At 66.7% G+C, this 13,057-nt stretch carries 13 protein-coding genes; 4 read left to right on the top strand and 9 right to left on the bottom strand.

Features of this window, described 5'->3' with window-relative positions; genetic code table 11:
* Positions 1-42 precede the first annotated feature (42 nt).
* From yccS to E0702_RS13485, 4 genes are all read right to left on the bottom strand, one after another.
* Positions 43-2,163, bottom strand: a complete 2,121-nt coding sequence (gene yccS, locus E0702_RS13500) for a YccS family putative transporter (protein ID WP_132044693.1) — start codon at positions 2,161-2,163, stop codon at positions 43-45.
* Positions 2,164-2,174: 11 nt separating this feature from the next.
* On the bottom strand, positions 2,175-2,531 hold the full coding sequence (locus E0702_RS13495) for a hypothetical protein (protein ID WP_132044691.1): 357 nt from the start codon (positions 2,529-2,531) through the stop codon (positions 2,175-2,177).
* A gap of 131 nt (positions 2,532-2,662) precedes the next feature.
* A complete protein-coding gene (locus tag E0702_RS13490) occupies positions 2,663-2,938 on the bottom strand; it encodes an HU family DNA-binding protein (RefSeq protein ID WP_132044689.1) in 276 nt (91 codons plus the stop codon).
* A 158-nt stretch (positions 2,939-3,096) separates the two neighbouring features.
* Positions 3,097-4,257, bottom strand: a complete 1,161-nt coding sequence (locus tag E0702_RS13485; protein ID WP_132044687.1) for an FAD-dependent oxidoreductase — start codon at positions 4,255-4,257, stop codon at positions 3,097-3,099.
* A gap of 76 nt (positions 4,258-4,333) precedes the next feature.
* Here E0702_RS13485 and E0702_RS13480 point away from each other — a divergent pair, with 76 nt between their 5' ends.
* The 4 genes from E0702_RS13480 (at position 4,334) to phoR (ending at position 7,892) form a co-directional block, all read left to right on the top strand.
* On the top strand, positions 4,334-4,882 hold the full coding sequence (locus E0702_RS13480) for a chorismate--pyruvate lyase family protein (protein ID WP_240721757.1): 549 nt from the start codon (positions 4,334-4,336) through the stop codon (positions 4,880-4,882).
* Positions 4,883-4,914: 32 nt separating this feature from the next.
* Entirely contained in the window at positions 4,915-5,805 is an 891-nt protein-coding gene (ubiA, locus tag E0702_RS13475; RefSeq protein WP_132044685.1) for a 4-hydroxybenzoate octaprenyltransferase, read from the top strand.
* Positions 5,806-5,896: 91 nt separating this feature from the next.
* Entirely contained in the window at positions 5,897-6,586 is a 690-nt protein-coding gene (gene phoB / locus E0702_RS13470; protein WP_132044683.1) for a phosphate regulon transcriptional regulator PhoB, read from the top strand.
* A gap of 1 nt (position 6,587) precedes the next feature.
* The gene (gene phoR, locus E0702_RS13465) at positions 6,588-7,892 is read left to right on the top strand and encodes a phosphate regulon sensor histidine kinase PhoR (RefSeq protein ID WP_132044681.1); all 1,305 of its coding nucleotides are present in this window, start codon (positions 6,588-6,590) and stop codon (positions 7,890-7,892) included.
* Positions 7,893-7,899: 7 nt separating this feature from the next.
* On the opposite strand, the gene cysZ is transcribed toward phoR, so the two are convergent.
* The 5 genes from cysZ to E0702_RS13440 all read right to left on the bottom strand — a co-directional run bounded on the left by cysZ (position 7,900) and on the right by E0702_RS13440 (position 13,043).
* Positions 7,900-8,637, bottom strand: coding sequence for a sulfate transporter CysZ (gene cysZ, locus E0702_RS13460; protein WP_132044679.1), 738 nt, complete (start codon positions 8,635-8,637; stop codon positions 7,900-7,902).
* Between the two features lie 66 nt (positions 8,638-8,703).
* Complete coding sequence (phoU, locus tag E0702_RS13455) at positions 8,704-9,432, bottom strand: phosphate signaling complex protein PhoU (protein ID WP_132044677.1); 729 nt, start codon at positions 9,430-9,432, stop codon at positions 8,704-8,706.
* A 25-nt stretch (positions 9,433-9,457) separates the two neighbouring features.
* On the bottom strand, positions 9,458-10,258 hold the full coding sequence (pstB, locus tag E0702_RS13450) for a phosphate ABC transporter ATP-binding protein PstB (protein WP_165927531.1): 801 nt from the start codon (positions 10,256-10,258) through the stop codon (positions 9,458-9,460).
* Positions 10,259-10,296: 38 nt separating this feature from the next.
* Positions 10,297-11,832, bottom strand: a complete 1,536-nt coding sequence (pstA, locus tag E0702_RS13445) for a phosphate ABC transporter permease PstA (protein WP_132044675.1) — start codon at positions 11,830-11,832, stop codon at positions 10,297-10,299.
* Positions 11,829-13,043 carry an ABC transporter permease subunit gene (locus tag E0702_RS13440; RefSeq protein WP_132044673.1) on the bottom strand — a complete coding sequence of 405 codons (1,215 nt, stop codon included), beginning with the start codon at positions 13,041-13,043 and terminating at the stop codon, positions 11,829-11,831. Before E0702_RS13440 ends, pstA begins: the two co-directional genes overlap by 4 nt.
* Positions 13,044-13,057: the final 14 nt, after the last annotated feature.

The raw sequence follows: 13,057 nt of genomic DNA, 5'->3' as shown, positions 1-13,057 counted from the left end.
TATAGCTTACAGCTTACCGGCCTCGGCGAAGCGGAGCTCTTACTACCGCTCCGCGAAAAGCGCGGCTCCCGCTTCCCGCAACGGTGTCAGCTGTCGAGCGATCAGCATCAGCTGCGCGCCCAGCAAGGAGCCCGGTTCCCCTTTGGCTGCCTCGAGTGCCTCCCCCGGGGGGATCGGCTCGCGCCGCTCCAGCGCCAGGGCCAGCCCATCCAGCTCGGTGAGAATCGCCTCGGCCAGGGCACTCTCCGCCGGGGTGACTCCCTGGCTCTCGCCGCGATGGGCACCCAGGGCGGACAGGTAGTTGAGCAGGGTATGGGCATGCAGCTGGAAAGGCACTCCCCGCTCGGCATCACGTCGAAAGGGGCCCGGCTCCTGCTGCATATTGGCCAACATGGCGGCGAGCTCCGCATCGGCGTTATGCGCATTACGCCGCGCCAGTCGATAGGTCAGGTCGTCACGCTTGCCCTCGGCGTACTGCGCCACCAGTGCCGCCAGGTAGTCCCGTTCCGAGGCCACGGCGGCGGCGGCCTGGCGATGCAGTCGTCTGCCCTGCCAGTCGGGAAGTATGGTCAGAACCGCCAGCCCGGCAATACCCGCGCCCAGCAGGGTATCCACCAGACGGGGCCAGATCAGCCCGAAGCCGTCGCCCACCTGATTGAAACAGCTCAGCACCATCAGAGTGATGGCCGCCGTGGCCAGGGTGTAGTGACGACCGCGCAGGGCAAAGAAGGCGACCCCGGCGACTACCGCGATTCCCGCCTGGAGCGCCGGCGCCGGAAACAGCGTGATCAGCGCCCACCCCGCCACCAGCCCCAGCACCGTTCCCAGGATGCGCTGCCACAGAAAGCGCCGGGTGGCCCCGAAGCTGGGGCGACAGACAAACAGACTGGTCAACAGTATCCAGTAGCCCTGGGTGGGATGGATCAGATGCAACAGGCCGAAGCCGGCTACCAGGGTGGTAGCTAACCGTACGGCGTGACGAAAGACCGGTGAGCCTGGGGTCAGCTGCGCCTGCAGGCGCTCGATGACCTCCCCCAGACCCTGAGGAGTGCGGTCGTGGAGCACCTTGTCACCGCTCCCCCCGAGCTCCGGGTGACGGGCCCTGGCCAGGGCTCGTGCCAGGGTCGCCAGGTTATCGGCCACGGCCTCCAGGGCGGGCAGCAGCGCCTTGCGCTCGTCGGTCAGCTCCCCGCGCAGATGTACCAGGGAGGCGTCGAGATCGACCAGCGCCTGCTCGCTCGGGGCCAGATCGAAGCTGCGCTTGAGCAGCAGCCCCCGGGCCAGGGTCCGGCACGCCTCGCCCTGTCGGGAGAGTACCCGCTGCATTCGAAACAGCACATCGTGATGAAAGAATGCCTCGGCCAGCTCGGCATAGGGGGAGTGGGAGGAGCTGGCCCGCTCATGGATCTCCTGGGCGATCATGTAGAGCCCCAGATAACGGGCCAGGCGCGGCGATTCGCGCTGCCCCTCCAGGCGACGGAAGAGGCGCTCCTTGGCGTCGTTGAGGGCCTCCACCACAACGCCATTCTGATGCGCCAGGGCCAGGCGCCGGCTCTCCACATCCAGTTCGCGCAAGGGCTCGAACAGCGCCGCCTTGAGGCCGAGGTAACGGGCCAGCTCACGGTAGAGCCGTGCCAGGGCAAGCTGCAGCGGCTGACGCGAGAAGAACGCACACCAAACGACCGAGATCACTCCATACCAGGCGGCACCGACCACCAGCAACGACGGTTCCCGCCACAATTCATCCAGCACCGGGCTGCCGCGTTGCTCGAGGCTGATCAGGGTGTAGATGGCCAGAATCAGGGTGGCGTTGGCGATGGTGGCGTAGCGCTGACCGACGGCGCCGAACATGGTCATGCCGAAGGCGGCCACACCCAGGCTCATGACGAGGAGCCAGGGATGGACGAAGAGCAGCTCCATCGCCAGCGAGGCCAGCGCGAAGCAGACCAGGGTGACCAGCAGGGCGGCCAGCCGCCCGGGCCAGTCGTCATCGGTCTCGGCCAGGGCACAGGCGATGGCCCCCAGGAACAGCGGAATCAGGCTGGCCATATCGCCGCGCCACCAGCACAACAGGGTGATGCCACCCAGGGCAATAAACACCCGCAGGCTGTAGGCGGCGGGCTCTAGGGTCCAGAAGCGCCGCAGGACCAGTGACGGAGACATGGTGAGAGGTGTCAGAGGTGGCGCAGCAACTTCTGCAGGCGCTGCAGGTCGTTGGCATCACCCACCAGGCGCACACGGCCCTCCATCATGCCGTCGAGAAAGACCTGCTGGCTCGGCTTGCGCAGCACCTCAAGCGCGGTGGTGGCATCCTCGAAGCGCAGCTCCAGGTCGAGATCCACCGGCAGGCCGCGACCATGCTCGATACCACGAGGCGACATGCGGTAGTGGCGAGCAATGGCGAGATCCTCGGTGGCCACCCCCCAGTCGAGATGGCCCATCTCGTTGAGGAGCTCGCGGAAGCGCGCCTTGCGACGCAAGGCGCGCTTGAGTAGCCACCCCAGCACCCAGAGCATCAGTTTCAGCTTCATATCATCACCACCGGATCCCTGGAAAATATGGGGGAAAACGCCTGGCACCAGAAAGGAGCCAGGCGTTCGGGGGCACTTTCCCGGAGTTGCACTTCCTGGAGTTGCACTTCCTGGAGTTGTTTATCCTGGAATTACTTGGCCACGGCGTCCTTGAGGCCCTTGCCCGGCTTGAAGGCCACGGTCTTGCTGGCCGGAATGTTCAACGGCTGACCGGTTTGGGGGTTCTTGCCGGTGCGCGCGGCACGCTCGCGCACGACAAAGGTACCGAAGCCGATCAGGGTGACATCCTGCCCCTGGGAGACACTCCCGGTGATCTCGTCGAGAATGACATTGAGCACCTGGCTCGCCTTGTCCTTGGATAGATCGGCACGTTCGGCTATCGCCGCTGCGAGTTCTGGCTTACGCATACAACCCTCCTGGTATTGACACTGGATCCCGACACCTCGGTCGGGAGGTCTATTGTCATGGCAGACGACGCTCGCCGTTCACCTGGCTGTCTCAACGGGCGAAAAGCGAGCGGCGTCGAAAGACAGACTAGGGCAGCCCTGGGGCTACTAACGCCGACCTAGCCTAGCAACGCCGGCGCAGCCCGCGCCAGCTCGACTTTCCGACGCACGCAGCTTCCTGTCAACGCAAATCCGATCAAACGTCCGTCCTCGGCCTCGGCCAGTGCGGTCAAGTCCCAAGCGTTACCCTCGATGCGCCAACGTGCCGGAGGATACGGGGGCGGCAGCGATACCACCGGCAGCAACGGCGTCTTGACCAGCACCGGCCAGGGGCCATAACGCACCGACGTAGGCGTGCCGGCAAGCGTCTTCGCCAACGCCTTGGCGCCGGCCTGCAGCGGCTGCACATACATGGCATTGACACCCTCAACGCAGGCCACATCCCCCAGGGCAAACACACCCGGCGCCGATGTCGCCATCTGGCGATCGGTCTGAATCCCCGCGGGGCTGACCTCGAGCCCCGCCCTCTCGGCCAGGGCCGTGCGGGGCCGCAGCCCCGTCGCCAGCAGCACCAGATCGGCCACCACCGACCCACCGCTGTCGAGATCAACGATGACATCGCTGCCCTGGTCCCCCAGCCCGGCGACGCCGGTGCTTAAGGACAGTCCCATGCCCGACTCTCGAAACGCCTCACCCAGCACCCGGCCCAGCGGCTCGGGGAGCAGCCGCGGCAGTGGTGCGGCTTCCGGCGCGATCAGGGTCACCCGGTGGCCGCCCGCCAGCAGGTCGTTGGCGAACTCGCAACCCACCAGGCCGGCACCGATGATGGCCACTCGGGCGGGGCGACCGAGGGCGCCTATCGCGGCGTGGAAGGCCCGATAATCATCCAGGTCGTTGACCGTCATCACTCGACCGGCCAGGGATTTTGGAATATCGAAGGGCGTGGTGGGCGCCGCTCCGGTCGCCAGCACGAGCTCGCCGTAGGTCAGCCGCTCCTCCCCGATATGCAGGGTGCGGGAGTCGGTATCGATGGCGTCAACGCGAGTCTGGATGCGCACCACTGCATTCAGCGATTCGGCCACCGCCAGGGCATCACGAGCCGCCAGCCGCTCGGGTGGCAGCCCCTTGGTGAAGCCGGTGGAGAGCAGCGGCTTGGAGTAGTCATCACCGCTGTCGGCAGTGATCAGGGTCACCGACCGCTCCTTGTCCAGGGCACGCAGCTGGCGCAGCAGGCCAAGGCCCGCCATGCCGCTACCGAGAATGGTCAGGGGGGCACTCATGGGTCTCCTCGTCGAGGATGGGTGGTGGTTGTGCATGGTACACTACCCGTCCCCATGGATGGACAGAGAGTCCGCGGTGTCCGATTCCCGATCCCACGCCAAGCATGGCCCCGTGCGCTGGTTACCCCTGGCCGCCATCCGCCCCGCCATGAGTCCGGCCTGGCGACGGTGGGTAGGCTCGCGGGACTCCTTGACCCTGCGCCTCACCGAAGCGGGTCGTCCGCGCCCCTTTCGGGTACACCTGATCGACCAGCGCACCGGTGCGCTGCGGCGCGACGAGGCACAGGCGTTGGGCCTGCCCACGGGCCGCCAGGCCTGGCAGCGCGAGGTCGCCCTATGCCTGGGCGAAACGCCCTGGGTAGTGGCACGCTCGGTGGCCCCGCTCGAAGGCCTGCCCGCCCACGACCTGGCGCATCTCGGCGAGCGCTCTCTGGGCAGCTGGCTGTTCCGCCAGCCCGACCTCGAGCGCGGCGAGATCGAGGTCACCCGTGACCCGGCAGGCTTCCATGAGGCACACGGGCCCTGGGGGCGCCGTTCGGTATTTCACCACGGCGGTTTCCGCGTGCTGGTGCAGGAGTGGTTCCTCGACGCCATGGCGGATGACCTCGGCCTGCCTTCGCGCTAGGCTTTGGTGTTCCCACCCGCCACGAGGTAGAGATGGACCGCTCTTTGATGCGCCCCACGGGCCTGGCCCGACTCCCCGACTTCCTGCGCCTGACACGTCTCGATCGTCCCATCGGCACCTGGCTACTGATGTGGCCTACCCTGTGGGCGCTGTGGACCGCCGCCGAGGGATTGCCCAGCCGTCGCCTGCTGCTGATCTTCATCGCCGGCGTCTATCTGATGCGTGCCGCCGGCTGCGTGATCAATGACTACGCCGATCGCCATGTGGACGGCTACGTCAAGCGCACCCTCGACCGCCCCCTGGCCACCGGGCGCATCGGCGAGGGAGAGGCCCAGGCGCTGTTTCTGATGCTGGTGGCGGGCGCCTTCGTGCTGGTGCTGTTCACCAACCTGTTCACGGTGCTGCTCTCCATCGGTGGAGTGATACTGGCCTTCATCTACCCCTTCATGAAGCGCTACACCCATCTGCCGCAGCTGTTTCTGGGAGCGGCATTCTCCTGGGCGATCCCCATGGCATACGGCGCGGTGCTGGGCCATGTGCCCGTCGAGGCGTGGCTGCTGTTCGCCGCCAACGTGATGTGGACCATCGCCTACGACACCCAGTACGCCATGGTCGATCGCGACGACGACCTGAAGGTCGGCATCAAGTCCACCGCGGTGCTGTTCGGCAGTGCCGACCGCTTCATGATCGGCCTGCTGCAGATCGTCACGCTGCTGCTGCTGGCCTGGGCCGGCACACGGCTCGCCCTGGGCGGCTTCTTCTGGCTGGGACTGCTCGCCATGGCGGCCACCTTCGTCTGGCAGCACTGGCTGATCCGCGAGCGCGAGCGCGAGTCCTGCTTCCGGGCCTTCCTCAACAACTACTGGTCGGGTCTGCTGGTGTTCGCGGGCATCGCCCTGAGCCTGTGGCCAGGCATCCAGTAGCCGGGCCTCCGGTACGGGCCCGCCTGTCATGTCAGTGTCATAATATCGTGATCTACTCGACATCGACCCGTCATTGACCCGAGGCTTCAGGATGACCGCCAAGACCGTACTGATCGTCGATGATGAAGCGCCTATCCGCGAGATGATCGCCATGGCGCTGGAGATGGCCGACTATCGCGTGCTCGAGGCGGACAACGCCCAGACCGCCCATGCCATGGTCGTCGACCACCAGCCCGACCTCCTGCTGCTCGACTGGATGATGCCCGGCACCAGCGGCATCGAGCTGGCAAGGCGCCTCAAGCGCGACGAGACCACCGCCGAACTGCCGATCATCATGCTCACCGCCAAGGGCGAGGAGGACAACAAGATCCAGGGGCTCGAGGCCGGCGCCGATGACTATATCACCAAGCCCTTCTCCCCTCGGGAGCTGGTGGCGCGTCTCAAGGCCGTGCTGCGCCGGGCAACGCCCCATGGTGTCGAGGAGGCAGTGGAGGTGGATGGCCTGCGGCTCGATCCGGTCAGCCATCGGGTCAGCGCCGACGGGCAGGAACTGGGCGTGGGTCCTACCGAGTACCGCCTGCTGCAGTTCTTCATGACCCATCAGGAACGCGCCTACACCCGCAGCCAGCTGCTCGATCAGGTGTGGGGCGGCAATGTCTACGTGGAGGAGCGCACCGTCGACGTGCATATCCGTCGCCTGCGCAAGGCGCTAGGCGAGCGTCACCAGCACCTGGTACAGACGGTGCGTGGCACCGGCTACCGGTTCTCCGCCAAGGGCTGACGTGAGGCTCTGGAAGCACGAGCTAGGGCGCCTGCTTCTGCTCGCCGGCCTCGGTCTGGCAGTCGGCTGGCCGCTGGGCGAGCAGTGGGCCGGCCTGGCCCTGGGGCTTGCACTGAGCCTTGTCTACCATCTCTATCAGCTGCGTCGTCTTCACCACTGGCTGACCCATGACAGCCAGGCCGAGCCGCCCTCGGCCGCCGGGCTATGGGGTGACCTGATGGACCGCCTCTACCGCTACCAGAAGGTCCAGCGTATCGCCCAGGAGCGGTTGCGCAGTACCCTGGGGCGAATTCAGGAGTCCTCCGAGGCCATGCGCGACAGTGTGGTCATGCTCGACCGCCACGGCGACATGGAGTGGTGGAACAGCGCGGCGTCACGGCTGCTGGGGCTGCAAGCGTCTCATGATCGTGGCCACCATATCACCAACCTGCTGCGCGACCCGCGCTTCGTCGAATACTTCCATGCTCGCGACTATCGCGACCCCCTGACCCTGCCCTCCCCCATCGACGAGCGGACCGTCCTGCAGTTTCAGATCACCCTCTATGGCGACGGCGAGCGGCTGCTGATGGCCCGCGACATCACACGCCTGCATCGCCTCGAGGAGATGCGCCGCGACTTCGTGGCCAATGTCTCCCATGAGCTGCGCACCCCTCTCACCGTGCTGGCCGGCTACCTGGAGACCTACGCCAGCTTCGCCGACCAGCTGCCCCCACGATTCGCCAGGGGGCTCGGCCAGATGCAGGAGCAGACCACCCGCATGCAGAACCTGGTCCAGGACCTGTTGCTGCTGTCGCGGCTGGAGATCGACCGCAGCGGAAGCGACCATGCCCCGCTGGACATGGTCAGATTGCTGGAGGGCGTAAAGCGGGATGCCGAGGCACTATCCGGCGGTCGCCACACCATCCGGGTAGAGCTCAAGGAGCCTCGCGCCCTGTTAGGCAGTGAACAGGAGATTCGCAGCGCCCTCTCCAACCTGGCCTTCAACGCCGTGCGCTACACCCCCGAAGGCAGCCATATCGCCCTGAGCTGGCGCCCCGGGCCCGACCATGGCGCCTACCTGGAGGTGGTCGACGACGGCGAGGGCATCGATCCGGTGCATGTTCCGCGCCTTACCGAGCGATTCTACCGTGTCGACAAGGGGCGCAGCACGGCGACCGGCGGAACCGGCCTCGGCCTGGCCATCGTCAAGCACGTGCTGCTGCGCCACGACGCCCGCCTGGAGATCGACTCCCGGCCGCGCCAGGGCACCACCTTTCGCTGCTGCTTCCCCGCCACCCGGTTGGAGGGAGAAACGAGTGCGACCTGACGCAACCTCAGCGACGGGTCGGCAGGTCGGCGGGCAGGTCACGATAGTGGCCGTCCCACATCAGCACCGCGGCGGCCACCGCCCCGGGTAGCAGGAAGAGGTTGGCCAGCGGGATCCAGGTGATCAGGGTCACCCCGCCCCCATAGGTCATGGTCGGCCACCAGCGCGCCCTGAGGCGACGTCGCATCTCGGCGAAGCTGACCTTGTTGTTGTCCATGGGGTAGTCGAGATAGGTGATTGCCATCATCCACGCCGAGAACAGCGCCCAGAGCAGCGGGGCCACCAGATTGACCACGGGAATCCAGCTGAGCACGAAGAGCGCCGCCATGCGCGGCAGAATATAGACCAGCTTGACCAGCTCGCGGCCCAGGGCATCCAGTGCGGTTCTCGTCAGGCCCCGGTCATCCAGCGGCTGCCGGCCGGTGGCCTCGATCTCCACCCTTTCGGCCAGAAAGCCGTAGAAGGGCGCGGCGACAAGGTGGGTCACCAGGGTAAAGGTGAAGAACACCACCAGCACCAGGCTGACCACGAACAGCGGCCAGATCAACCACTCCAGCCAGGCGAGCCAGCCCGGTACCAGGCTCATCCAGTGGTCCAGCCAGCTGCCGAAATTGGCCAGCACGAACCACAGCATGGCGACGTAGACCAGCAGGTTCACGGCGATAGGGGCAAACACATAGCGGCGCAGGCCGGCACCGTAGACCAGGCGGGTACCACGGGCCAGGGCCGTGAAGGCATCAAGCATTTCAGCGTCTCTTGCAGCGGTCGAGATCAAGGGGCTGCGTTATTGACGACGAAACACCGGCGATGGTCAACCCCTGCGGACAATGGCCTCGGCATTCAGGTCATCTGGCGCGGTATGGCGGATATCCATGCCGTTGACCAGATAGACCACATACTCGGCGAGGTTGTTGGCATGGTCGCCGATGCGCTCCAGGGCACGCAGGATCCACATCAGACTGAGCACCGACGAGATCGAGCGTGCATCCTCCATCATGAAGGTCATCAGCGAGCGCATGGCGCTCTGGTACTCGCTGTCGACCTGCTCATCCTCGTGGACCAGCTTGAGCGCCAGCTCGGTATCGAGCCTGGCGAAGGAGGTCAGCGCATCGCGCACCATGCGTCGCACATGCTCACTGATCATGCGTACCTCCACGAAGCCGCGGCTGCCGTTATCGCCCTCGATCAACTCACAGGAGTTGCGGGCTATCTTGCTCGCCTCGTCGCCGATGCGCTCCAGATCGGAGGCGGCGCGGATCACCGCCAGCACCAGACGCAGGTCGGACGCGGTGGGCTGTCGTCGCGCCAGGACCTGAGTGCACTCCGCATCGATCCTGATCTGCATATCGTTGACCGTGCGATCATTGTCGATCACCCGACGGCCCAGTGCGGAATCCCCCTCGAGCAGGGCCGCCACGGCATCCTGGACCTGTTTCTCGACCAGCCCCCCCATCGCCATCAGCTGGGTCTTGAGCTCCTCGAGCTCCTGATTGAACTGACGGGAAATGTGCTGGCTGTGGATATCGCTGCTGATGTCCATGGGACTCTCCTTGGGGCCGGACCCTTCAGGTCATGCGCCCGGTGATGTAGTTCTCGGTGCGCGCGAGGCGCGGATGGGTGAACAGCGTCTGGGTGGGACCGTACTCCACCAGCTCGCCCTGCTCGAGAAAGGCGGTGAAATCGGAGACCCGTGCCGCCTGCTGCATGTTGTGGGTGACCAGCACCAGGCTGAGGCGCGACTTCAGGTTGCCGATCAGCTCCTCGATCTTCAGCGTCGAGATGGGATCCAGGGCAGAGGCCGGTTCATCGAGCAGCAGCACCTCGGGCTGAACCGCCAGGGTGCGGGCGATCACCAGGCGCTGTTGCTGCCCCCCCGAAAGTGCCCAGGCCGAGGCCCGTAGGCGATCCTTGACCTCCTCCCAGAGGGCCGCGGAGCGCAGTGCCCACTCGACGCTATCGTCCATCTGGCGCCTGCGCAGCCCCCCCTGCAGGCGCAGACCGAAGGCCACGTTGTCATAGATCGACATGGGGAAGGGATTGGGCGCCTGGAAGACCATGCCCACCCGGCGCCGCAACTCCGCTACCTCCACTTCGGGGGCGTGGATATCCTGCCCTTCGAGGCGAATCTCGCCGCACCGCACCACCTCCTCGTTGAGATCGTGGAGTCGGTTGAAGGCACGCAGCAGGGTCGACTTGCCGCACCCGGATGGGCCGATAAAGGCCGTCACCCGCTGGCGCGGCACTCGCAGGGTGAGATCGCGTAGCGCCGGCTTGTCGCCATACGCAAGGCTCAACCCGGTAATCTCCAGGCAGCTTTCGGAGGCGGCGAAGTCGATGATCGGCCCTCTTGCGGCGGATGACGACATGAAAACGGACACCAGACAGATTCTCCTCGGGGCCACCGCTAGACGCGCGACGGCACCTCATGACGCAGCCTCAGATGATGGCGCAGAAATATTGCAGTCAGGTTAAGCAGCAGGATCACCAGCACCAGCAGCAGTGCCGTGGCGAAGGCCAGCGGCATGGCGGCCTGGACATCATCGCCATGGAGGGCGGTATCGTAGATATGGTAGCCAAGATGCATGAACTTGCGTTCAAGATGCAGAAAGGGGAAGTCACCGTCCACCGGCACCCGGGAGGCCAGCTTGGCGACCCCCACCAGCATCAGGGGCGCCACCTCGCCGGCGGCCCTGGCCACGGCCAGGATCATGCCGGTCAGCATGGCGGGCAGCGTCATCGGCAGCACCACTCGGGTCAGCATCTCCATGCGGGTGGCGCCCAGCGCCAGGGCTCCCTCCCGCTGATGGTCGGGCACCCGAGCCAGCCCCTCCTCGGTGGCCACGATCACCACCGGCAGGGTCAGCAGTGCCAGGGTCAGGGAGGCCCACAGCAGGCCGCCGGTGCCGAAGGTAGGGGATGGCAGTCGTTCGCTGAAGAACCACTCGTCCAGGCTCCCGCCGATGCCATGGACGAACAGCCCCAGCCCGAACACCCCGAAGACGATGGAGGGAACCCCCGCCAGGTTACGCACGCCGATGCGCACGATGCGAGTCAGCGCTCCCTGATGGGCCACCTCATTGAGATAGATGGCGGCCAGCACACCGAAGGGGGTCACCACCAGCGACATCAGCAGCACCATCAACATGGTACCGAAGATCGCCGGCCACACCCCTCCGGCGCTGTTGGCGGCGCGTGGCCCCTCGGAGAGAAAGCGCCACACGCCCTCTCCCCAGGCAACCAGTCTATCGGGCAGCGTCATGGCGTTGGGCCGCCAGGCACGCAGCACCTCCTCCAGAGGCTGCTCGACACGCCGCCCGTCGACGCTCTCCACTATCAGGGTAGCGCCGCCCATGGCCGCCTGAAGCTCACGGATTCGCCCATTGGCCGCGACCAGCGCCGCGCGGGCCTCGTCGCTGTCGACGGTCTCGAGGCGGCGAACCAGAGGCATCACCACCTCGTCACGCAGGCGGTCGCGCTCGTCGCGCAGCCTCTCCAGCACCCTCAGTCGCGCCTGCAGGGCGGGCCAGGCAGCCTCGCCGACATGGCTCTCTTCCTCCCCTTCGAGCGCCACCAACCGACCGACAAGATCGCCCCAGCGGCTGCGCTCCATCATCACCAGCTCGGCTGGGTAGTCGATCCTGGCGATCTCCCCCAGCTCGACCCAGCGCCAGCGGCCACCCTCCAGATCCCGGTTGGCGGTGAAGTAGAGGCGCTCGCGCCGGGTGTCGCCGGGGATCGTCTCCTCACGCACCGCGATGCCGGCGAAGGGCGAGCCGGCGTGAGGCGTCACCACGGCCACCTCGGCGGGCCAGAAATGGCCCAGCCCACGCGTGGCCAGAAGCAACAGCAGTGCCAGCAGCATCAGCAGCGACAGCGCCACACTGCCGGCGGCCAGCCAGGGCCAGGGGCCTTCACCATAGCGTCGCCACGACCCTCTCATGCTCCCCCCTCCCGGCGCTGATAGCGGCGCCGCAGGCGAGTACGCATCACCTCGGCCAGGGTATTGACCAGGAAGGTGAAGAGAAACAACACCAGCGCCGCCAGGAACAGCAACCGATAGTGGGTACCGCCGACGGCGGCCTCAGGCAGCTCGATGGCAATGGTCGCCGACAGCGAGCGCAGCCCCTCCAGGGGGCTCAGGGTCATCAGGGCGGTGTTGCCGCTGGCCATCAGCACGATCATGGTTTCGCCCACCGCCCGGCCGGCGCCGATCATCACCGCGCTCAGGATGCCCGGTGAGGCCGCGGGCAGCACCACCCGCCAGAGCGTCTGCCAGCGGGTGGCACCCAGTGCCTGGGCACCCTCGGCGAGGCTGTCGGGCACCCCGTTCAGGGCATCCTCGGCCAGCGCATAGATGCCGGGGATCACGGCAAAGCCCATGGCCACACCGACGATCATGGCATTGCGCGCCGCATAGTCGAGGCCCAGGGTGGCGGCGAGCCAGCCACGCAGATCTCCCCCCACCAGCGCGGCCTCGAGCCAGGGCGCCAGCCACAGGGTGATGGCCCCCACCATCAGCAGCCAGGGCATCAGCCACACTCCCGCCCAGCCAAGGGGCAGCCGCCTCCTCAGTGGCGACGGCAACAGCCCCCTGACGCCTCCAGCCAGCACGACCCCGAGGGGCAAGGTGACCACCAGCAGCAAGGTGGCGGTTAAATGCCGCTCTACCCAGGGCGCCAGCAGCAGGCCGGCAACGAAACCGACCACCACCCCGGGCATGGCCTCCATCAGCTCCAGGGTAGGCTTCAGCCGGGCCCGCAGGCGACGCGGCATGTAGAGCGCCGAATGCACCGCGGCGCCCAGCGCCAGGGGCACCGCAAACAGCAGTGCCCACAGCGCGGCCTTGAGGGTGCCCCAGGCAAGCGGCAGCATGCCGTAATGCGCCGGACTGGCCTCCCCCAGGGGGTCGGGCCGCCAGCGATGCCGGGGCTCGGCGGCCCCCTCCACCGGCTGAGGGCGCCACAGCGCATCGGTATCAATAGCATCCGCCCCCAGAAAGAGCGGTATCACCTCCAGCGCCAGAAACACCCCGATGGCCAGTACCGATACCAGCACGCCGATGCCCCCCGCGGTGATCAGCAGGGTCGCCAGGCGGTCGCGAAGGCGGCGACGACGCAGGTGCAGCGAGTGAGGTGGGCGAGAGTCGATCATGGCCACTCATCAGG

Source organism: Halomonas marinisediminis (assembly GCF_004347715.1).
Lineage (GTDB): Bacteria > Pseudomonadota > Gammaproteobacteria > Pseudomonadales > Halomonadaceae > Halomonas > Halomonas icarae.
The sequence above is the reverse complement of the archived record's forward strand: the minus strand, read 5'-3'. Positions and strand labels throughout refer to the sequence as shown.